The following is a 22,283-nucleotide window of genomic DNA, read 5'->3' as shown; positions in this document are numbered from 1 at the left end:
GGTGGCATCAAGTCCGAACGCCTTGCCCGTGGATGCCCGTGTTTCAGACGATCTCACGTTCGGGCTGTGCGGAACGTCTACACAATGAAAGAGCACAGGAACGAGGAGTCGACCATGGGCATCCGACACGCCACCATCACTGCACCCCAGATCGCCGAGGAGATCGGCGAGCTCACCATCGTCGCCGACGGCGACGCGGTCACGGGCATCTACTACCCGGGCCATTGGACCAAGCCGGACCGCACGACGTTCGGCGACGAGGTCGACGCGGCATCGGACCCGGCGATCTCCGAGGCGGTGCGGCAGCTGAACGATTACCTGAAGGGCACGCGCACCTCGCTGGACTTCGCGACCCATGCGGAGGGAAGCGACTTCGAGCAGCGCGTCTGGGCTGTGTTGCGCGAGATTCCCTACGGCACGACGGTCACCTATGGCGACATCGCCGAGCAGCTCGGCGACCGGTCGCTGGCCCGCATGGTGGGCCAAGCGGTCGGGCACAACCCGTTGTCGATCGTGGTCGCCTGCCATCGCGTAGTGGGCGCGACCGGGAGTTTGACCGGATACGCCGGCGGCCTCAAGCGCAAGGAGTTTCTGCTCGGCCTCGAGGGCGCACTACCGGATTCCCCTCCGCCGCTGTTCTGAGTTCGAGCCCCCACACCCCGGCAGCACAGCCGCATACCGAGGCATCTGAACCGCCTCGGCGATGGCGTCGCGGCGAAGGCCCATCGAGTCTTCGCTTTCAGTTCGACCGACGAACAATGTTCGCGCCATGCCGCTAGCATCTACGTGCTCGTTCGGGGCGTACCCCGACACGGAGCGCGGTCGAGGGGAGACGGAACAGTGAGCAGCGGCGGAGCACAACGGGAACGATCGGGGATGTTCCACAAAGACCACCCCCACTACCGCTGGGTGGTGCTGAGCAACACCACGCTCGGCATGCTGATGGCGACGATCAACGGTTCGATCGTGCTGATCTCGCTGCCCGCCATCTTCACGGGCATCCGTCTGAACCCGCTCGAGCCGGGCAACGTCAGCTACCTGCTGTGGATTCTGATGGGGTACATCCTGGTCACCGCCGTGCTGGTGATGACCTTCGGCCGCCTGGGCGACATGTACGGCCGGGTGCGCATCTACAACATCGGCTTCGTCGTGTTCACACTCGCCGCGATCGCGTTGGTGTTCGATCCGTTCACCTCGGGCGCAGGCGCGATGTGGCTTGTGGTCTGGCGACTCATCCAGGCTGTCGGCGGCTCGATGATCTTCGCCAACTCCACGGCGATCCTGACCGATGCCTTTCCTGCCGAGAAACGCGGAATGGCGATCGGCATCAACCAGATCGCGGCCATCGCGGGAACCTTCATCGGCCTCATCCTGGGCGGCGTGCTCGCCTCCGTCGACTGGCACGCGGTCTTCGCGGTCAGCATTCCGGTCGGCATCATCGGCACGATCTGGTCGTATCGCTCACTGCACGAGGTGGGCGCTACCAACAAGGGCCGCATCGACTGGTGGGGCAACGTGCTCTTCGCTGTGGGACTCATCTCCGTGCTGACCGGTGTCACCTACGGCATCCAGCCCTACGGCGACAGTTCGACGGGGTGGCAGAACCCTTGGGTGATCGCGGCGATCGGCGGCGGCATCGTCGTGCTCGTCATCTTCGTGTTCGTCGAGCTCAAGGTGCGCGACCCACTGTTCAACGTGCGACTGTTCAAGATCCGCGCCTTCGCGTGGGGCAACCTCGCCGGCCTGCTCGCCTCCATCGGTCGAGGCGGCCTGCAGTTCATGCTGATCATCTGGCTGCAGGGCATCTGGCTGCCGCTGCACGGCTACTCCTTCGAGTCGACGCCGTTCTGGGCGGGAATCTACATGCTGCCGCTGACGATCGGATTCCTCGCATCGGGTCCGCTCGCCGGCATCATCTCCGACCGCATCGGCGCACGCATGCTGTCGTTCGTCGGCCTGATGCTGGTAGCCGTCACGTTCATCGGCCTGCTGTTCATCCCGGTGAACTTCGACTACTGGATCTTCGCCGTCGTCACGTTCCTGAACGGCGTCGGGTCGGGCATGTTCGCGGCCCCCAACCGCACCGCGATCATGAACTCCGTGCCGGCGAATCAACGAGGTGCGGCATCCGGGATGACCGGCACATTCCAGAACGCGGGCAACTCGCTCTCCATCGGCGTCTTCTTCTCGCTGATGATCGCCGGCCTGGCCAGCACGCTTCCCCAGACCATGCGCGACGGACTCACCGCACACGGAGTCAGCAACGCGGTCGCCGGACAGATCGCCGGGGCCCCACCGGTCGGCAGTCTTTTCGCGGCGTTCCTGGGCTACAACCCCATCGCGTCGCTTCTGAAGCCGACGGGTGCGCTCGACACGCTCTCCGCCTCGCAGACGGCTGCCCTGACCGGCAAGGACTTCTTCCCCGCACTGATCTCCGGCCCGTTCCACGCCGGCCTCGTGATCGTGTTCGTGACCGCCGCCATCCTCTCGGTCGTCGGCGCTGTCGCGTCACTCCTCATGGGCGGCAAGTACGTGTACGTCGAGGAGCCGTCAAAGACGGGCACCGCAGGCACTGCAGGCTCGAAGGAAGGCGACTACGAGGGCCCGACGACGCAGGCCATCGAGCTCAGCGACGTGTAGGCGCCTCCGCCCGCGGCTTGGGGAGCACGCCGAACGCGCGCGTCTCCACCAGGGAGCCGCTGCGGGACGCGCAGTACGCCTCAGATCGACGCGGCGAGCTCGTCGAGCCTCTGCTCGGCGGCCGAGAGCTCGGCGTCGAAGCGGTCGCGTTCGCCGGCCATCGTGGGCACCGTCCTCGACAGGGTGCGGCTGACCGTCACGACGTCGAGCTCCATGCCGAGCGCGGTACCCAGGATGATCTCGATCGGCGGCACCGTGTGATCCCAGTCGGCCGTTGCGGAGCCCTGGTCGTAGGTGGCGCCGCGCGACGAGACGATCACCGCGCGACGCCCCTTCATCGGCTGGGTGTCGGTGTCGAAGGGTGTGCTGCGACCCGGGATGTGGATGTAGTCGAGCCACGTCTTCAACGTCGACGGGATGGAGTAGTTGTACATCGGGGCACCGACGACTACGGCATCCGCAGCGAAGAGCTCGTCGAACAGCTCATCCTGCAGCGCCTCGGCCTCAGGGAACGAGGGTGCGCCCGCCGCACGGAGCCTGGCCGGCCAGTGCAACGAGTCGTGAGGGAGATGCGGAACGGGGTTCGCGGCGAGGTCGCGCACCACGACGACGTGGTCGGAACCTCTCGCGCGCCATCCGTCGGCGAATCGCGCCGTGAGGGCACGCGAGACGGAGGTCGTCGGATCGATCGAGGAGTCGAGCTGCAGCAGGACGGGCATCACCCCACGCTACGGCACGGGATGCCGTCGCCGGGCGTTCCCTTCGCGCTGGCCGCAGGTCAGTTATTACCCTTCGAGCAGGTCTGCGTCGCGGCCGTCTGGCCCTTGACGTCGTCTGGGAGCACGCTCGTTGAAGCGGCGGATGACGAAGGAGCCGTCGTCGAGCCCGTGTCGCCCGAACCACCAGAGCTTCCGGAACCACTCGATCCGGTCGAGGCGTTCGAGTCCGCTGCGGGAGGCGGGGTGGGCGCATCGGTCGCGGCGACCGCACCGACGCCCGTGCCTCCCGAGAGCTGGATCGGTTGGTCATCCTTCACCGCGCTCATCAGGGCGTCGGCCGATTCCTGATCCGCAACGACCTTGCCGGGATAGTCGGCATCGTCGCCCACGGGATACTGCACGAACACGATGTTGTCGTAGGTGAGGTCCTTGGCCGCCATCGCCATCTGGTACAGCGTTGTCAGGGTGAGCGTGTCGGACGGCTGCACGTTGGCCAGCGTCGCCTTCGCCAGGCTCCACACCTTCACAGGGTTGGTCAGCGTCTTCGGCGTGAGCACGGTGCGCACGAGCGACGACAGGAACACCTGGGTGTTGCTGATGCGGCCGAGGTCCGACCCGTCGCCGACGCCGTAGCGGGTACGGAGGAACTCCGCGGCTTCCTTGCCCTGCAGCGTGACGTTGCCCTCTGGCAGGTCGAGGTCCGTGTGCACATCGTGGATGCCGCCGTCGGCGATGCACACCGGCACGCCGCCCACTGCGTTCGACATCGCGACGACGCCGTTGAAGTCGACGAGCGCCGCGAACGGGATCTTGAGCCCCGTGATCTGCTCCACCGTGAGCACCGTGCAGGCGAGGCCGCCGTCGGAGAGCGTGGTGTTGATGGGCTGGAATGACATCGCACTGTTCCATCCGCCGTTGCCGTCAGGGCACTCCGGGATGGCCGTCATCATGTCGCGCGGAAAGCTCACGACGACCGCGTTCTTGTGGTTCTGCGAGAGATGCACCAGCATCGTGACGTCGTTGAGGCCGGCGCCGGAACTGTCGTCCGTGGTGCCCCACGCGTCGCCCTGTCCCGTGCGGGTGTCGGAAGCCGCGATGAGGATGTTGACGCCACCGTTGATCGCCCCGATGTCGGGAATGGGTGCGGATGTCGAGCCGTCCTGTCCCACCAACTGAACAGTCGGCTTCGCGTCGCTCACCAGGTTCACCGCCGCAACCGCGCCGATTCCGAGCACACTGACCACGGCGACCGCGGCGACGGATGCCACGACCTTTCCGAACGTGCCCCACGGATGTCGCTTCAACCGACCGTGACGGGCGATCGCCTGCCGCTCCTGACCACGGGTGCGCGGCCGAACCCTTACCGGCTCCGAAACGGCCGCCGCTGCGAGCTCCGCGGTCGACGCAGCGGGCTCGTTCGGAGTCTGCGAACCGGATCCCCGAGGGTCGGGTGGGTTCGCTCGACTCGCGTTCGGGGAGGATTCCATCGGACTACCCTAATGTCTACGTTCGGCTATTCTCAGGCCGAGCGCCCGACCACGAGGCAACACCCAGCAACCAACGGGGAGCAGCGATGCCGAACACCACCTCGCACGACGTTCCCGCGGTCGTACGAGCGGCCGTCGATGCGGCGAACGCCCACGACATCGGCGCCTTCGTTGCCTGCTTCGGCCAGCGCGGCGCCGTGGATGACTGGGGACGGGTCTTCACCGGCCCCGACGCCATCCGCGGCTGGAGCGACTCGGAGTTCATCGGGGTGAACGTCACGCTCACCGACCTGCGCTTCCGGGTGCACGGCAACTCGATCGCCGTGGACGCTCAGGTGGGCGGCGACGGGTTCAACGGCCCCAGCACGTTCACCTTCACGGTCGACGGCGACCACGTCGCGTTGATGAAGATCACCGGCTGACGCCGCGACCCGTATCGTCAGCTGCCCGGCTGCTCCAGCGATGGGCTGTGAGCGTCGATGAGTCCGTCGAACCGGTAGTGCACGGTGGAGCCCGGCGCCGGCGAGCCCTCGCTGAGCTGGTACACGCAGTTGAACTCCTCGGACGTCGGTACCGCGGCATCCTCTCCCTCCACCGCGGCGCAGATCACGCTCGCGTCGAACTCCTCGGGGTCGAGCTCCATCACCTGGCCGTCGAACCGTCCGCCGTGCAGAACGGCATGGAATGTCGGGCCTGAATCGAGGATGTCGCCCAACTCGCTCCTGAACTCCTCAACGGTCACCGCGTGGTTGGCCCCGACGAGAAGCGCCATGCGTTCCAGCAGGTCGCCGCGTTGTCTGTCGGTGAGCACCGACACGCGTTCGACGAGCTCGCTGGCATCCAGCGCAGCGAGGAGCTGCTCGGGCGTTGCGTCGAATTCGTCGCTCATGGGGTCACGGTAGGTCGGGTTTGCGCGATCCGGTGGCGACTCGCGGAGGTTTCCCACCTGCCGGGCAGGCACGGTTCGATGACCACGCAACGCTCAGTGCAAGTACGCTGCAAGGTGGGGGACGGCGTTCAGCGTGCGCAGATATTCGTGTCACGCACGTGCCGGAAAGGACGTAGAGGAATGTTGGATTCTTCAGCAACTCAGCTGCCGCACGCTCGAATCGTGCTCAAGTCGGAGACAGCGGCGGAAGTGGAGTTCGACGGGAGCACCGAGCAGGTCATGGCCGCCTCGAGCGAGGCGCTGCGCGACCGCGTGGTCGAATCCGTTCGGTTGCGCGCCGCGTCGTACGGCCAGCCGATCGAGGCCACCATCTTCGAGGGCGGGCAGCAGTGGCCTCTTGCGGTGCATCCGGATGGATCCGTGAGCGAGCCGGCGGCCACGGCGGAGCCCGTTTCGGCATATGCGTCACCGGTGCAGGCGCCGACGTTCGGATCGCCGGCTGAGGCGCCGACGTTCGCGTCGCCGGTGGCGGCCTCACCATCTCGGCTCGATTCTCCTGCGTTCCCACCGGTCGATTCTCCGTCGTTCCCGCCGCCGGTCGGGGCATCCGACCGCCGAGATGTGAGTACTTCAGTCGGCCGTCCCACTGTGGACGACCTGCTGGGTTCCCGTGCTCGTCCCCGCGGCAATCGCGCGACGACGGGATGGCAGGGAGCGGTGCGGCGCGCCACCGGCGGCGTCATCTCTCCTGCACCCAGCCGCGCCGAGAAGTTCCGCAGCGAGCGCACGCAGCGGGTGCAACGTCGGTTCGAGGGATCTCGCACGATCGTGGTGCTCAATCCGAAGGGCGGCGCGCACAAGACGACGACCACGCTCCTGCTCGCCGCGACCTTCGGCACCCTGCGCGGAGGATCGACACTGGCGTGGGACAACAACGAGACACGAGGCACCCTGGGATGGCGTGCGCAGAACACGCCGCACCACCGCACCGCGGTGGATCTTCTCGAGGGACTCGACAACTTCGCGAACACGAACGCCAGCCTCTCCAGCCTCGACGCCTACGTTCGCACGCAAGTGGAGGCGCGCTTCGACGTGCTCGCTTCGGACGAGGATGCCGCCGCCTCGTCGATGATCGATGCCCAGGCGTTCGACCGGCTTCACCACCTGCTCGCCCAGTACTACCGGCTCATCATCATCGACACCGGCAACAACATGCGCGCCTCGAACTGGGATGCCGCGGTCGCCGCCGCCGATCAGCTCGTGATCGTCTCCACGATCAGGGAGGACACCGCGGCAAGCGCCGCCTGGCTGCTCGACGGACTCCGTGAGAAGGGCTTCGGAGACAAGGTCGACCAGGCCGTGACCATCCTCGCCTCGCCTTCCGCCAAGCCGGACACTCGGCTGAGGCAGCGCCTTGTCGACCACTTCTCCCAGCTCACCGCGTCGATCGTGCAGGTTCCCTACGACAACGCGCTCGTGGATGGCGGACCGATCGAGTTCGACGCGCTCTCCGAAGACACCAGGGACGCCTGGCTGACGGTCGCGGCGACGATCGCCGACCGCCTGTAGTAGCCGCGCGCCTTCCGCTGGTCGACCAGCGGGATAGGCGACAAGACTTAGGACGCTAACGATGCGGGCGGATCCGTCTCGGCGTGATCGGCGATGGATGACCACACGTCGTCCAGCGACAGTCCGAGCACAGAAGCGATCGCCGCAATCGTGGAGAACGACGGTGTCGCGACGCGACCGGTCTCGATCTTGCGCAGCGTCTCGGGCGAGATGCCGGCTGTCGCAGCGACATCGAGCATCGATCGCTCTCCGCGCGCCCCGCGCAGCAGAGAACCGAGACGGCGACCTCGTTCGAGCTCGGAGGGCGAGAGCGGCAATCTGACCATGGCCCAATGATAATACCGGGATAGTATTACCGGTGTGATCGAGATACTGAGCCCCGCAGAGCTGGAACGCGCACACGACAGCGGACGATTCATCGCCGATGTGCTGCGCCGCCTGAAGGAAAGAACCGTCCCCGGAACGAATCTGCTCGAGATCGATCAGTGGGCCGCGCAGCTGATCGCCGAGGCGGGCGCGGTGTCGTGCTACGTCGACTACGCCCCTTCGTTCGGTCGCGGCCCGTTCGGTCACGTCATCTGCACATCCGTCAATGACGCCGTGCTGCACGGGCTGCCGCACGACTACGCGCTGCGCGACGGAGACCTGCTCTCGCTCGACTTCGCCGCGTCGTTGAACGGCCTGGTCGCGGATGCCGCGGTGAGCTTCATCGTCGGTGACGGCGCCTCAGACCATGACCTCCGCATGATCGACGCGACCGAAAGGGCGCGCGCGGCGGGCATCGCGGCAGCAGTTCCCGGCGCGAAGATCGGGGACATCTCGCACGCCATCGGCTCGGTGCTCACCGACGCCGGCTATCTCGTGAACAACGAGTTCGGCGGCCACGGCGTCGGATCGACGATGCATCAGGATCCGCACATCCCGAATTCGGGACGGGCAGGACGTGGCTACCGTCTGCGCCCAGGACTGCTGCTCGCGATCGAGCCCTGGGTGATGGCTGACACCGACGTGCTGGTGACGGATGCCGACGGATGGACCCTGCGCAGCGCGACCGGAGCCCGCACTGCCCACAGCGAGCACACCGTCGCGATCACGGACGACGGCCCGGTCATCCTCACCGCCTGACGCCCTGTGCGCTCACCACGCGACGCCTTTGGCGGACCTGTCATCACAGCGCGAGGCCCAGCCGGCGCCGACCGCGAGGGCGCGCGCAACGCGGAAGGCGTGAGCGGTGGCATCCTGAAGGGATGAGCGAAGCAGACGGGATCGACACGACGGCCCGCCCCAGCGGCACGGGATGCGTCGAGTGCGGCACGGTCGACGGCTGGTGGTTCCACCTGCGCAGGTGCGCCGAGTGCGGCCACATCGGGTGCTGCGACTCGTCGCCGAGTCAGCAGGCGACCGCGCACTATCGGGAGACCGGGCACCGCTACATGCAGAGCTACGAGCCGGGTGAGGACTGGTTCTGGGACTTCGAGACCGAAGAAGCGCTCAGCGGACCGATCCTCGCTGATCCGACGAGCCATCCACTCGACCAGCCCGCGCCGGGGCCCGAGGGACGCGTGCCCGCCGACTGGCAGAGCCTGCTGCATGCGTAGCGCCAGGGCCGTTCCGAAGCGCACGTTCGCATGAGGCGGCTGCTCGTTCCGAGCTCCGCGCTGTTCTGGGGGCTGCAGTTCGCCTTCCTGAACCCGGTGCTCGCGCTGCTGCTGGTGTCGCTGTTCGACGCCACGGCAGCCCAGGTCGGATGGGCGCTCGCGATCTACAACGCGAGCGGGTTCGTGGCGTCCCTGCTCATCCCCGGGTACGCGGACCGGCGCGGCGACTACCTGCGCCCCATGCTGCTCTGCGGCGTTCTCACGCTGGTACTCGCCGGGGTGCTGGCGATCACGACGTCGTTGCCGCTCGCGGTCGTGGCCCTCGTGGTGCTGGGCGGGCCGGCCGGCGTCGGGTCATCTCTGCTGTTCGCCCACCTGAAGGCATCGGGAGCCAAGCCCTCCGACGTGGTGAACACCCGCGCTGTCGTGTCGTTCGCGTGGGTCGCCGGACCGCCACTCGCCACGGCGATCATGGGGGCGTTCGGCAACCGGTCCATCCTCATCGCGCTTGCGGTGGTCGCGGTGCTCAACATCGCGACAGCGCTGATCACGATCGCGCTTCAGCGCACCAAAGACCCGGCGTCGAATCCGAAGCCCGCACATTCCGAGGATGACCAGCCGGTGCCGCGCGCGGCGGTGGCCGCCATCGTGGTCGCCTTCATCGCGCTGCAGGCGACGAACAGCGCGGCGGTCTCGATCATGAGCCTGTTCGTCACCGATCGGCTGGGATTGCCTCTGATCTGGTCCGGAATCGCCCTCGGCGTGGCCGCGCTGCTGGAGATTCCGGCGCTCCTCACCATCGGTCGGCTGAGCAGGCGGTTCTCGGGTCACGTGCTGATCGTGAGCGGATGCCTCGCCGGCATCGCCTATTACGTCGGCATGACGTTCGTCGCCGATCCGATCACCCTGGTCGCGCTGCAGGTGCTCAACGCCTGGTTCTTCGCCGTGGTCGCGGGCGTCGGGCTCACGACGTTCCAACAGATCATCCCGCGCCCCGGACTCGCCTCGGGTCTGTACACCAACACGCGCCGCATCGGTGCGATCGTCTCCGGCCCGATCATCGCGTTCGGATCGGCGACGGCGTTCGGGTACCAGGGCATCTTCGCCGTCTGCGCCGTGCTGACGGTCGTCGCGCTGATCATCGCCGAGGTCGCCCGACGCATCTCCCGACGTGCCCAGAACAGGATGCCCGCACCCGAGGCCCCCGCCGAGTCCGCACAGAAGTAGTCCTCGTCACCTCCCTTCCATGACGTCCCGGAGTCTGACGAGGTCCGCGGCCACGAGTTCGGCATCACGCGCGAAGTCGTCGTCGGAGACCCCCGGCAACCGGTACAGCGTGAAGACGACTTCGCTGCCCTGATCGTTGCGCAGCACGCGGAGCGGATTGTGGACCACCGACCCGTCGGGCATCGTGACGTCGTGATCGAGCACGCCGAGCTCGACGGGCCCGACGAACGCCACCTCGACGAGACCCATCGGGGAATCCGTCACCCAGCGATCGCCCTCGCGGCGGATGCCCGCACTCAGCCCCGCCGCCCACCGAGGAAGGTTCTCCGGATTGCCCGCGAACGCGGCCACCTCTGCAGGGTGGCTCTCGATCGGTTGGGAGATGTGCAGCGCCGGCCAGGTCATGCGGTCACGGTACCCGCGACCACCGACAGGCAGGACCGATTCTTACCGTGACCCCGAGCCAGTCGCACGGTGCATCGTGTAGCAAGATCACTACACCGCCGCGGCGTCTCTTGTACCGTGGACTCTCACCGCCTGGCAGCGCGTCGACGCCTCAGGATGAGCAGCGCGGCCCCGGTCGCCAGCGCCGCGATCGCGAAGGCGACGGCTCCCATCGGGACGCTCGACCCGGTGCCGGCGAGCCCATAGCCGCTCCCACCCCCTGCAGCGGGCGGAGCGGGCGGGCCGGGTGCGGGCGGAGCCGGAGGCGTCGGGGTCGGGGTAGGCGACGGAGTGGGAGCCACGAGCGGGGTATCGGTCGAAGAGGGGTCCGCATTCACTGTGGCGCGCTCCAGATCCTGTCCCGAGGCCAGCGCCGTGTTCATCACGTGGCCCGCCGCGATATCGGATTCCGTAACGTTGTAAGTCGCCGTTCCCGTCGCCTGTCCGTTAGGCGCGAGCACACCGTCAGGGCCGGGCCAGGTGATTGCGAAAGCGGGAAGGCCGGCGAGCCGGTCGGTGATCGTCACTGCGGTCAGCGTCACGTTGCCCGTGTTCGTCACGGTGACGGTATAGACGATGGGGTCCCCGGCTCGCGCGGGGTTGTGCACGCCGCTGGCATCCGCGTGCTTCACGAGGGTCAGTGCGGGCGCCTGCGGGATCGGATCGGTGGTCGTCGCTTCATTGGAGGGTACGTTCGCCCCGGCATCCGTCGACCCGTTCGCGATGGCGAGATTGGTGACGCTCGCCGCATCGATGTCGGCCTGGGTGATCGAGTAACCAGCCGTGGCGGTGGCGTGCTCACCGGGTGCAAGCTCTCCATCGGCGCCGGGCCAGGTGTAGCTGATCACCGACATCCCGGCCAGTCGATCGGTGACCGAGACTCCGGAAAGCGGGAGGTTGCCGTCGTTGGTGATGGTGAACGAATACGCGATCGTGTCCCCGGGCCGCGCGGGCGTGCTCAACGTGGGCGTTCCCGTCTTCGCGAGCGTGAGGTGCGGCCCCTGGTTCAGTGGCGTCGACGTGGACTGCGGGTCGCTGCTCACGGTGTCGGATTCGAAGGTGCCCGACGCCGTCGCTGTGTTGTTCACGATGCCTGCATCGATGTCATCCTGCGTGACCGGATAGCTCGCAGTGGCGGTCGCGGTTTCGCCGGGCGCAAGGGTTCCCGGGGTACCCGGCCACGTGTAAGTGAGCAAGCCGCCGAGCAGCGGATCGGCGATGGTCACCCCTGTCAACGTGACATTGCCCGTGTTCTTCGTGGTGAGGGTGTACGAGATGACGTTGCCGACCACCGTGGGGTTCTCGATGCCCGACGCATTCGCTGTCTTCACCAGGTCGATGCTCGGCACCGCCGAGCCTGACACGACGGATGTCGAGGTATCGGCGATGGGCGGACCCGACGGCGGCGTCCCCGTAGCGGTCGCCGTGTTGGTGATGCTGCCCTCGTCGATGTCCGGCTGGGTCAGCACGTACGTCGCGGTGCAGGTCATGGTCGCGCCGACATCGAGCGTCGTGCGCGGGCAATCGGGCGCAGGGAGTGTTCCGGTCCCTGTGAAGTCGGCCGCAGACTCGGTGACGGCGACGTCGGTGAGCGGAACGTTGCCGGTGTTCGTCACGGCATAGCTGTACGTGATGGTGTGGCCGAGCGTGTAGTCGGATGGGGATGTCTGATCGTTCGACTTCACGAGGTTGATGGCCGGCGCGTCGCCGGGCGTGACCACGAGCGTCGTCGATCCGGGCGGAAGCAGGCCGTCGACCGTGACGTTCGCCGGTGCGTTCGTGTAGGTGCCCGTGGCGTCGGGGGTCACCTGCACGCTCACGGTGCACGAGGTCATCCCGGTGGCGAGGTCGCCTGCCGCCTCGATCGACGTATCCGTCGTGGTCGGGCTGAATCCCGGGCAGTCCGAGGTCGGCGACCCGACGACGGTGAGCCCTGCCGGCAGGCTGTCGCTGAACGACCAGCCGTTCTTCGACGACAACTCATCGGTGTTCGTGATCGTGAAGGTGAGCGTCGAGGTCTCGCCGAGCTTGACGGTGGTCGGACTGAACGACTTATCGAGCTGTGGGGTCGCATCCACGATCTCGGGGTCGTCGAACCCGCTGTCGTTGCCGAGATACCCGCCCGCGGCGTTGTAGAGCTGGATGCCGAGGGATGTCACTCCGGGCGGCATGCGGAACCCGGCCGAATTCAGCTTGGCGACATGGAACAGCCGACCTCCGACCGTATACGTGGCTCCGGTGTCGCACGGCTTCAGCCCGCTGGAGAGTGTTTGTACAGTGCCTCCGCCTGTCCCCGGAGCCGGACCGCTCCCGGTCTGGTTCAGGATGAGGTTGAAGCTCAGATTCGGATCGCTCCTGCCCGCCGTTGGCAGCTGATACGCACAGTTCGCCGCTCCGTACACGGCGCTGATCAGGTAGAAGTCCCCGGGAACGATCGTTCCGGTGAGGGGCTGCGCTGTCTGCAGTTGAACGCCCGGCCCCGGATTTCTGCCACCGTTGGTGTAAGCGGAGAGGATCTGATTCGTCTGCGCCGTCGCAAGGGTCTCACCGCGTGAGAGCCCGATAGCGGTCGCCATGCCCTGCAGATATGCCCACGCCGTCGCGTCACAGCCCGCATCCCGATTCGCTACCGAGCTGCGAGGCGTGTTCGATCTGAGCACCCACCCATTGCACTGACCGGCCGCGGGTCTCCAATTCGCGTCGGCCAGATAGGTCTGGTTCGCGGCGGCCAACCCACCCTGGTAGGCAGGCAGATTTATGGCGGATGCCGAGGCATCCATGTTCTCGAAGTTCTCGTAGTACACCAGAGACGCGGGCGCTTGTGGGACACCAGGGTCACCGGGAACGGCGACCGCCGGACCTGCCGTCAGAAGCACTCCCCCACAGAGCAGTCCGGTCGTGGCGCTAGCGAGCAGCACTGTCCGCAACCGCGCAACGCGTTGCATGTCGTTCCCCCGATCGACCCTGTGAGGGTAGGCGCTTCAGTTCGCCACCGCAAGGGGGCAACATCAGGCAGGATGATTCACGATGACGAATCCACTCCGCTTCGCCGTGATCGGGGCGGGCTTCCGCGCACGGGCCTTCGTGGCCATCGCGGCCGCGCTGCCCGACGTGTTCGAGGTCTCGGCGATCCTCCCCCACCGCCCGTTGGACGAAGCGGACCGCGCATCGCTCGACATCCCGGTCGTGGCGGAGCTCGACGAGCTCCTTCGCACCGATCCCGCCTTCGTGCTGACGGCCGCCAGCCCAGGCTCGACCCCTGACCTGCTTCGCACCCTCGTCGAGCGCCGCGTGCCCGTCCTGGCGGAAACCCCGCCCGCCACCGACGTGGAAGCGCTGCGTGCGCTCGTGCGCGATGTGGGGTCATCCGGTCTCGTGCAGGTGGCGGAGCAGTATCCGCGTCATCCGACGACTGCCGCCCGCATCGCGGCCATCGAGAACGGCATCATCGGCACACCGACCTCGGCGTTGATCTCGATGACGCAGACCTATCACGCGGTCGCGATTCTTCGCGCCGTGCTCGGTGTCGGTCGGGGCGATGTCGAAGTGCGGGCGCAGGCGCACACCGCACCGCTGGTCGCACCGTTCAGCCGGGCGGGGTGGACTCGCGACGCCGTCGAGCACCGCACCGTCACGACGATCGCGACGCTGGACTTCGGCGGCGCGCTCGGCCGCTACGACTTCACCGATGGCCAGACCCGCAACCCGCTTCGACGGACTCACGTCGTCGTGCGCGGCAGCAGGGGCGAGATCATCGACGAGGATGTCACGCGGCTGGTCGACGAGACGACCGTGGTGACCTCGAGGCTCGAACGCCGTCAGCCCGGCCAGCAGCTCGACTTCGAGCTGCCCGGTCTCGACAGCATCTCGCTCGACGGGTCGGTGCTGTACCGCAACCCGTACCCGGGAGCCAGGATGTCGGATGAGGAGCTCGCCATGGCGGCGATGCTCGACTCAACGGGCCGATGGGTCGCCGGCGACGGCGAGGAGCCCTATCCCCTCGCCGTCGCCGCGCACGACCAGCTGCTCGGACTCGCGATCGCGCGCGCGGCCGAAACCGGCGAGACGGTGCGCGTGACGCCGCTGGTCGAGTAGCGCGCTGCGCAGCGACACGCGTATCGAGACCGGTGTTGGTCTCGATACGCGTCGAGGTCCGCGGCAGCATAGCTGCCTCGGCGCTGGCGTCGCGGCGAAGGCCCACCGGGCCTTCGCTTTCAGCTCCAGCGCGCTACTCGACCAGCGGCCTCACGCCGCCAGGTGGAAGGTGCTCGCGAATCGATCGAGCAGGTCGCGACGGCCGTCGAGCACCTCGACGACTCCGGTCGCAATGGCGCGATCGGGGGCGAGGTCGCCTGCGATGAGCCGATGGATGCCCGGCCCTGCGGAGAAGGCGAGGTCGGCCGGTCCGACGCCGCGGCTGACATCCAGAGCGCTGCCGTCGACTCGGATGAGCAGCTCTGCTGACTCCAGACGCGCAGCGTAGGCCGTCGCCGGCAGGCTCGCCGCGATCTGGGGACGGAAGGCCGTGCGCAGCGACATGGTCATCGAGTCCGGCGTGATGATCTGCTCGTCGCGCGGATCGCCCATCGCTTTGAAGCCCCAAGCGCCGAGCGCGAGCACCACCGGCTCCAGCTCGCGCCCGTACGGCGTCAGCTCGTAGATGATGATGCGGGAGCGCGGAGCCCGACGGATGACGCCGGCCGCCTGCAGCTCCTTGAGCCGCGCCGCAAGGATGTTGCTCGGAATGCGCGGGAGTCCCGCGGCGAGCTCTCCGTAGCGGCGCGGCCCGACGAGCAGGTCGCGCACAATGAGCAGCGCCCAGCGCTCGCCGACGAGCTCCAGCGCTTGGGTGATGCCGTCGTACTGTCCGTACTCGCGCGCAGCCATCGAACGCCGCGCGCCTAGGCCTGCTGGTTCGCGTACGCCTCGGGGCCCTGCTGGGCAGCGACCGGGTCCATCCAGCCGAACTCGACGATGTTGCCGTCGGGATCGGTGAGCTGGCGCTGGTACATGAAACCGTAGTCGGAGGCGGGTCGTGCCTCGGAGCCACCCGCCGCGAGGCCCTTGGCCACTGTGGCGTCGACCTCGTCGCGGCTGTCCAGGAAGATCGCCGTCGCCCCCGACGGGCTCGTCCTTGGGTCGCCGATCGGCAGGTCGGTGAAGGTCTGGAAGAAGTCGCGCGTCACGAGCATGAAGTAGTTGTGGTCATCCTCGATCACGACACAGGCGGCGTTGTGATCGGTGAAGAGCGGGTTGATGGTGCCTCCGACAGCCGAGTAGAACGCCTTGGCGCGCTCCAGATCGGTCACCGGCACGTTGACGAACATTGCGGTCATGATCTCCCCCTGTGGGTTGGTGTGGCATGGGTTCGGTGTGTGGGTTCGTGGTGGAACAACTCCACACTTGCAAAAAACAAGTGCAGTGTCAAGGGTCAAGAAGATAGAAGCGACGGCGAAGCGCGCCGAGAGACCGATCTCTGCCGGTCCCTCGGCGCCTTGGCTGCTCGCCGCTAGCTGTCGCGCTTGCGGCGACGCATCGCGTAGAGCACCGTCAGGACACCGCCCACGCCGAGCAGCACGATGGCCACCAGGAACGAAGGCTGGATGTCGCTGCCGGTGTCAGCCAGTCCGTCCTGGCCGCCTTGACCGGGGGACGACGCGGCTGGCGGGTCCGCCGGCGGGTCGGTCAGCGTGACGCTGTCCTCCGCGTTCACACCCTGGTCGGACTGCGCGGTCGCCGCATTGGTCAGCTTCGCGTGCAGCACATCACTCGACGTGAGGTGGTACGTCGCCGTGGCGTCGACCTCCTCGCCAGGGGCAAGCACGCCGGCATCACCAGGCCACGTGTAGGTGATCGCGGAGAGGCCCGGCATCGGATCGCTGATCGTCACACCGGTCTCGGTGACGTTCCCGGCGTTCGTGAGCTCGAACTGGTAGGTCACCAGATCACCCTCGGCCCAGACGGGGCTGCCCTTGTGGGTTGCCGTCTTGACGAGCACCAGCGCGGGAGCGGCCGGCAGCACGACGGTCGCGGTGTCGTCATCCGTCACCGAGTCGCCCGCCGACGGCACCCCGGTCGTCGTCGCCGTGTTGGCCACACTCCCGGCGTCGATATCGGCCTGCTTCAGCTCGTAGTGCGCGACTCCGGTCACCACCTGGCCCGCTCCGAGCACTCCGTCCGCGCCCGGCCAGTCGTACGTGATCGACGACAGGCCTGACATCGGATCGGCGATCGTTACGTCGTGCAGGGTGAGGTCGCCGAGGTTGGTCACCGCGAAGGTGTAGTCGACCTCATCGCCGGCAACCGGCGGGTTCTTGGTGGATGCCAGCGCACCGGTCTTCGCGATCTGGATGCCCGTCTTGGCCGGCGTGTCCAGGTGAACGCTGTCCTGGTCGGTCACGTCGTCGCCGGACGGCGGCGTACCAGTCACGGTGGCAGTGTTCGTCACCCCTGCGAGACCGTCGACATCGACCTGGGTCACCGTGTAGGTGGCGGTCGCCGTCACGACCTGTCCGGGCGCGAGCACCCCGACCGTGCCTGGCCAGGTATAGGTGATGCTCGACAGTCCGGGCAACGGGTCGACGATCGTCACCCCGGTCAGGGTGGTGTTGCCGGTGTTCGTGGCGGTGAACGAGTACTCCAGCGTCTGCCCGACGCGTCCACTGGTCCCCGCTGCATAGGCGCCGTCCTTGACCAACGAGATCGATGGCGCAGGTGGGATGGTCACGATCGCGCTGTCGTCGTCGCTCACCTGCATCCCGAGCGGGGTCTGCCCTGTCGTAGTCGCCGTGTTAAGCACCTGTCCGGCGTCGACATCCTGCTGCGTCACGGCGTACGACGCGGTCGCGGTCGCCTGCTGCCCCGGTGCGAGCACCCCCGGAGCCCCCGGCCAGGTGATGGTGGTTCCCGACAGACCGGGCAGGGCATCGGTGAGCGTCACCGAGTTCAGGGTGATCGCACCGTCGTTCACGATCGTGAACGAGTAGCCGATGACGTCGCCGACACTGTGCGCCACTTCGACCGAGGCGGTCTTCGTCAGACTCACGTGCGGCACCGCGGTGCTGGTGACGCTGTGGCCGTCATCGTCGGAGACCGGATCGCCGGTCGGCGGATCGCCGACGACAGTGGCCGTGTTGTCGACACGGGTGGCGTCGATATCGGCCTGCGTGATCGTGTAAGTCGCCGTCGCGGTGACGACGCCTCCCGGAGCAAGCACTCCTGTGGCGCCCGGCCAGGTGTAGGTGACGGCGGAGAGTCCAGGCAGCGGGTCGGAGATCGTGACATCGCTGAGAGTCACGTCACCGGTGTTGGTGGCTTGGAAGGTGTAGTGGATCGTGTCGCCGACCGCGCCATACGTGGCCTCGGTCGATCCCTTCACCAGCGTGATCGCCGGGCTGGTCTGCACGGTGTCGATGTCGGTCGCCGAGCCGGTCATGGTCGCGTCCGCGTTGGCCGGGTCGGGCGCGGACACCCGTGCGGTGTTCGTCAGCCTGGCCGTAGCGACGGTCGACTCCACCTCCACGGTCACCGTTCGGGTCACCGTGTCGGCACCGGAGATGTCCGGAAGCGCCCACGTCACGACACCACCCGAATCGGCGCCCCCGTCGGAAGCGGACACGAACACGACCCCGTCTGGCAGCAGGTCGGTAAGTGTCGCCCCCGCGAGCGTCTCGAAGTCGAGCGGGTTGGTCACGGTCACCGTGTAGGTCAGGCGATCTCCTGGGGACGCCGTCGTGACACCGTCATCCTTCGTGACGCCGATGTCCCCGGCGGCGGCAAGGGCGTCGACCTGCATGCTGTCCTCGTTGTTGCTGAGGATCGGGTCGAACATCTGACCCTGCACGTCTGCGACGATGTTCAGCGGCGCCATCGTGGTGGCGATGACCGGGATGTTCAGCGGGACAGGAACACCCAGCAGCAACGGGTCGTTCGAGGTGCATGACAGGGTGGCCGGTCCGACCGCTGTGCCGTAGACGGGGTTGCCGTCGGCATCGGTAGCCGTGCAGGTCCAGCCGTCGGGAGTGAACGAGGTCACTTCGATGCCGGCAGGGATGTCATGCAGAACGACCTCCCCGATGGTGGACGGCGCACCGCCGTTGTTGGTCACCGTCCACGGCAGAATGCCCGGCCGGCCCTCCTGCAGCTGAGGGGTGCCCGCGACGATCTGCAGGTCGGTCTCCTCGATCGAGGCACAGACCGGCGCCGGCTCCGACACGGTGGAGAGTCCGGTCGCCTTCACCGCGAACGAGTTGCACCCGACCGCGCCGAACCCGGGTGAATCGTTGACGGCTGCCGTGTACTGCAGCGAGAACGATGCGCCGGCCGAGAGGTTGCCGGCCTTCGACACCCGGATGGCCTGAGCGCCCGCAGAGGTCGAGTTCCGGTCATCCGCACAGCCTGGAACGTTGGCGTCGACCTCGGGACGGCAGGGCTGAGTGCTGGTCGAGAACGTCGTGGTTGCACCGTTGGTCGGGGTCGTGATCGTCTCGACGGTCTCGTTCATCGTCGACCCACGAGGGTCATTCGCGGTGGCGGCGCTCGTGCCCGTGTCTCCGATGTAGGGGAGGATGTCGTACCCGACGACATCGGAGAGCGTGGTGTTTCCGGTGTTGGTCACGGTCAGCCGGTACTTGATGCTTGTCGAGTTCGGCGGAACACCGACCTGGTTGTTCGGGTCGGCATACCAGCGACATCCGTCGTCCTGACTGGTGTCGGGCAGGCAGATCTCCTTGAGCACCTGCATCGCGCCCACCGCGGCGACCGGCACACCCGCTATCGCGGGGGCCTCGCTGAAGGTCTCTGCTGTGTTTCCGTCACCATCGAGGTCGGGTGCGTCGGTGAAAGGATGCGTGAAGATGTCGCCGGGTTCGACGCTGTTGCTGTTGCCGATGAACCCACGCGGCACGCCGCTCGAACCGGCGGCGGCGTTGGGTCCCGGCCGCGCGACGATCGACATCACAGGCAGGGTCTTGTTCTCACCGAACACCGTGCCATCCGGCCAGGACGCGACCACCACCTGTCGGTCGACACCGCCGACGGAGACGGTCTTGTACTGATAGCTCACTCCCGGTGGCACAGACCCGGCCGGGAACGACGCCGAACCGGGCGTGATGTTCCAGTTGGCCGGCGCCATGAAGATGTACTCCGGCGTCAGATCTCGGTTGGCGGCCACGCTCGACGTCGATCCGCCCAGCGTGAAGGTCACATTGGTGGTCGGGGTCGCCTGGGTCGCGCCGCCTGCGATGGTCGGAGTTCCCATCGACGCCGTGATGGTGGGATTCGGGCCGAGCAGGGTGACCTGAGCGGTGTCGCTGCCGAGGTCGAGCGTCGGCAGGTCGTAGTTCGGGTACTGGAGTTCCGCGCTGGCGGTGTTCGTGTGCACGGAGTTCGGGATCGCGTCGGGGTTGATGTGCATGTAGAACAGCACGAAGAAGCGGTTCTTGTCCGTTGCGCCCGCGTAGGCACGTCCGCCCGGGATCTCGTCGCCCGTCACGGTCGCGGCCACGACGCGGCGACCGGCCGGGGCCGTGAAGTCGTTCTGTGCCGTGCCTTTTGTGCCGTCGTCAAGGGTGTAGCTGATCGTGCCCGTCCAGGCGGGCACCGAGGTCGGGGTCGCGGTTCCGCTCGCGTCGAACCGCATGCCGATCTCATACACGGGCATGGTCGGACCCTGATCCAGGTCGAGATCGGTGACCACGGGGACAGCAGGGGTGTTGCCGGTGTTGTACACGTCGACCCACCAGAAGCCGCGGTTCTGCCCGCTCGCAGGGATGCCCAACGTGGTGACGGTCGCGTTGACGGAGTTGTCGTGCACCGTCTTGTCCATGGAGCCACCGGTGAACGGAGCCTCGAACTGGATGGTGTGACTGACCGGGCCTAGTGGAACGTGGTCCAGTTGCGGATAGTCGGGGTAGGTCATCACCGCGTTCGCCGTGTTGGTGCGCTCGCCGCCGGGTTGGGCATCCGAGCTCACCTTGTACAGATAGCGGACCGAGTAGTTGGTCCGTTGCGTGTCGGTCGGCAGCAGGTTCGGCCCGGCGAGCGGTGGCGACGTCACCGTCGAGGTCACGAAGCGGTAACCATCAGGGGCATCCGCCGTGCCGGTCGACGTGCCCGACTGGGTTGTCGTGCCGTTGGTCGCGGTCCAGGCGATGGTCGAGCCCGTCGGGGCCACGATCTCGTACACAGGTGCGTCGGCCTGGTCCAGGGTGTCGTCGGTGACTACCGCGACGCCGGGCACGTTCGCCTGGTTGGCGACCGTGACGTCCCATTCCTTGTCGTTCTCGCCACCGGGCGCCGGGATCGTGACGGGAGACAGGTTGTTGTTGATGCGATGCGAGCCGTCGAACGTGGAGGTCTTCGGGTCCATCACTGCCTTGGGGAACGGGTCGGTGCAGCGCACCGTATAGCCGACGCCTGGGCCCTTCGCAGCGGTCTTCACATCGCCCGCCGTTCCCGGCATGCTGATGTAGGTCACTGAGGCGCTTGCGCTCGGTCCGTCGGTGTGGGCGTCGTAGTTGCAGGTCTGCCCTGGAGGAGCGAGGTTCGCTTTCGGGAACTCGATGGTGACGGTACGCGGAACGCCCGCTGTACCGCTGTTGTAGCCGTTGGTCGCGCCCCATCCGATCGCGGCGGTGTTCCCCGTCGATGTCCAATCCGGCGCGGGCCAGGTCAGGATGAGCCCGGTCGACACGTCACCGGTGACCACCGGCTGCGGCACCGGCTTGCCGTTCACCGGGCCGGCGGTCACCGACACCAGCTCGGCGCCCGGCGGCAACTGCTGGGTGACAGTGAAGTCGCTGGCACACACCGTGCCATTGGGGTCAACGACGAGATAGGCCGTGACCCGCGCGGTCACACAACCGCTGCCGAATCCGACGTTGAACTTGTACGGCATGTCTGTCACGAGAACACCGCCCTGAGGCACGGTGCGCCCGTTCGGGTCGACCATGTCGGTGTAGGTGACCCCGGGGGTCGGGGTGTTGATCTGCCACGTCACCGGATCAGTGGTCGAGGTCTGCTCGCCGCTCGCGGTGTCGGCGTTCCCTCTCACCGTCTGCGTGATGGGGAAGCCGGTGGGAAAGTTCGAGACCGCGCAGTTGGTCTTCTCGCCATCCCGCCCGACGTTCCAGTCGCCACAGCCGGCGGGGTTGGTCGAGTACTCGACGGTGAACTGACCGGACTGCCCTGCGGCAAGGTTGCCCAGCGACACCGTGTAGCCCGCTGCGGCGGATCCGCTGATCGTCCCGCCGGAAAGGGGTGGGATGAACCCGGACTGCGTCAACAGCCGATAGAAGTCGTGGTTCGGGTCCAACTGCGTCGGGTCGAACTTCACAGCGGCGTTCGTGCAGTCGGCCGCCACGCACGAGAAGTCCACGCGGTACGCGATCTTCGACGAGACCCCGAGCGAGGTCGCTGCCGCCAGGTTCGTGATCGGCGCGCCCGTCGTGGCGTCGACCGCCGTCACGTTCACCAGCACCTGCGCGGCACCGGCGGCGTTGGCCGGAAGCCCCGCGCCGAAGATCGAGAGCAGGATGAGCGGGATCGCCACCAGCGCGGCGAACCACTTCGGCGTTCTACGCCGCGGCTCGACGTGTCGGTCTTCTCGCGTACTGCCGCTCATCGGGATCCCCATTCCGTCAGACTTCGCGCGCGGGCGCGGTCATCCACGACGGAGCGCGTGAGACGCAGAAGCGTCACACGTCCAACC

17 protein-coding genes are annotated in these 22,283 nt (G+C 67.2%); 8 read left to right on the top strand and 9 right to left on the bottom strand.

Translation table 11 applies throughout. The features are described from left to right. Positions 1-84 precede the first annotated feature (84 nt). Together ACYVDN_RS14830 and ACYVDN_RS14825 are read left to right on the top strand one after the other, a co-directional pair. Positions 85-642, top strand: a complete 558-nt coding sequence (locus ACYVDN_RS14830) for a methylated-DNA--[protein]-cysteine S-methyltransferase (RefSeq protein ID WP_460572952.1) — start codon at positions 85-87, stop codon at positions 640-642. Between the two features lie 234 nt (positions 643-876). Further along, positions 877-2,640, top strand: coding sequence for an MFS transporter (locus ACYVDN_RS14825; protein WP_460572951.1), 1,764 nt, complete (start codon positions 877-879; stop codon positions 2,638-2,640). Between the two features lie 80 nt (positions 2,641-2,720). Here ACYVDN_RS14825 and ACYVDN_RS14820 read toward each other — a convergent pair whose 3' ends face one another. Continuing rightward, positions 2,721-3,359 (bottom strand): FMN-dependent NADH-azoreductase, encoded by a 639-nt coding sequence (locus ACYVDN_RS14820; RefSeq protein WP_460572950.1) that lies wholly within the window; start codon positions 3,357-3,359, stop codon positions 2,721-2,723. A 59-nt stretch (positions 3,360-3,418) separates the two neighbouring features. Continuing rightward, on the bottom strand, positions 3,419-4,846 hold the full coding sequence (locus ACYVDN_RS14815) for an LCP family protein (RefSeq protein WP_460572949.1): 1,428 nt from the start codon (positions 4,844-4,846) through the stop codon (positions 3,419-3,421). Between the two features lie 86 nt (positions 4,847-4,932). On the opposite strand from ACYVDN_RS14815, the gene ACYVDN_RS14810 reads away from it, so the two are divergent. Further along, positions 4,933-5,268, top strand: a complete 336-nt coding sequence (locus ACYVDN_RS14810; RefSeq protein WP_460572948.1) for a nuclear transport factor 2 family protein — start codon at positions 4,933-4,935, stop codon at positions 5,266-5,268. A gap of 17 nt (positions 5,269-5,285) precedes the next feature. Here the strand turns inward: ACYVDN_RS14810 and ACYVDN_RS14805 are convergent, their stop codons facing one another. Next, entirely contained in the window at positions 5,286-5,735 is a 450-nt protein-coding gene (locus tag ACYVDN_RS14805; protein WP_460572947.1) for a hypothetical protein, read from the bottom strand. A gap of 180 nt (positions 5,736-5,915) precedes the next feature. On the opposite strand from ACYVDN_RS14805, the gene ACYVDN_RS14800 reads away from it, so the two are divergent. Then, positions 5,916-7,304 (top strand): MinD/ParA family ATP-binding protein, encoded by a 1,389-nt coding sequence (locus ACYVDN_RS14800; RefSeq protein WP_460572946.1) that lies wholly within the window; start codon positions 5,916-5,918, stop codon positions 7,302-7,304. A gap of 47 nt (positions 7,305-7,351) precedes the next feature. Here the strand turns inward: ACYVDN_RS14800 and ACYVDN_RS14795 are convergent, their stop codons facing one another. Further along, positions 7,352-7,630 (bottom strand): helix-turn-helix transcriptional regulator, encoded by a 279-nt coding sequence (locus ACYVDN_RS14795; protein WP_460572945.1) that lies wholly within the window; start codon positions 7,628-7,630, stop codon positions 7,352-7,354. Positions 7,631-7,664: 34 nt separating this feature from the next. On the opposite strand from ACYVDN_RS14795, the gene map reads away from it, so the two are divergent. From map to ACYVDN_RS14780, 3 genes are all read left to right on the top strand, one after another. Then, complete coding sequence (map, locus tag ACYVDN_RS14790; RefSeq protein ID WP_460572944.1) at positions 7,665-8,429, top strand: type I methionyl aminopeptidase; 765 nt, start codon at positions 7,665-7,667, stop codon at positions 8,427-8,429. 122 nt (positions 8,430-8,551) lie between these two features. Continuing rightward, a complete protein-coding gene (locus ACYVDN_RS14785; protein WP_460572943.1) occupies positions 8,552-8,902 on the top strand; it encodes a ubiquitin carboxyl-terminal hydrolase family protein in 351 nt (116 codons plus the stop codon). Positions 8,903-8,932: 30 nt separating this feature from the next. Next, the gene (locus tag ACYVDN_RS14780) at positions 8,933-10,129 is read left to right on the top strand and encodes an MFS transporter (RefSeq protein ID WP_460572942.1); all 1,197 of its coding nucleotides are present in this window, start codon (positions 8,933-8,935) and stop codon (positions 10,127-10,129) included. Between the two features lie 6 nt (positions 10,130-10,135). Here the strand turns inward: ACYVDN_RS14780 and ACYVDN_RS14775 are convergent, their stop codons facing one another. After that, positions 10,136-10,534, bottom strand: coding sequence for an SRPBCC family protein (locus ACYVDN_RS14775; protein WP_460572941.1), 399 nt, complete (start codon positions 10,532-10,534; stop codon positions 10,136-10,138). A 125-nt stretch (positions 10,535-10,659) separates the two neighbouring features. After that, positions 10,660-13,518, bottom strand: coding sequence for a COG1361 family protein (locus ACYVDN_RS14770; RefSeq protein WP_460572940.1), 2,859 nt, complete (start codon positions 13,516-13,518; stop codon positions 10,660-10,662). Positions 13,519-13,600: 82 nt separating this feature from the next. Between ACYVDN_RS14770 and ACYVDN_RS14765 the strand changes: the two genes are divergently transcribed. Then, a complete protein-coding gene (locus ACYVDN_RS14765) occupies positions 13,601-14,668 on the top strand; it encodes a Gfo/Idh/MocA family oxidoreductase (RefSeq protein WP_460572939.1) in 1,068 nt (355 codons plus the stop codon). A 150-nt stretch (positions 14,669-14,818) separates the two neighbouring features. On the opposite strand, the gene ACYVDN_RS14760 is transcribed toward ACYVDN_RS14765, so the two are convergent. The 3 genes from ACYVDN_RS14760 to ACYVDN_RS14750 form a co-directional block, all read right to left on the bottom strand. Next, complete coding sequence (locus tag ACYVDN_RS14760; protein WP_460572938.1) at positions 14,819-15,460, bottom strand: winged helix-turn-helix transcriptional regulator; 642 nt, start codon at positions 15,458-15,460, stop codon at positions 14,819-14,821. 14 nt (positions 15,461-15,474) lie between these two features. Then, a complete protein-coding gene (locus ACYVDN_RS14755) occupies positions 15,475-15,909 on the bottom strand; it encodes a VOC family protein (protein ID WP_460572937.1) in 435 nt (144 codons plus the stop codon). A 173-nt stretch (positions 15,910-16,082) separates the two neighbouring features. Next, positions 16,083-22,196, bottom strand: coding sequence for a DUF7507 domain-containing protein (locus ACYVDN_RS14750; RefSeq protein ID WP_460572936.1), 6,114 nt, complete (start codon positions 22,194-22,196; stop codon positions 16,083-16,085). Positions 22,197-22,283: the final 87 nt, after the last annotated feature.

This window comes from Humibacter soli (assembly GCF_054779035.1).
Note: the sequence above shows the minus strand (reverse complement) of the source record. Positions and strands in the feature narration are given on the sequence as shown.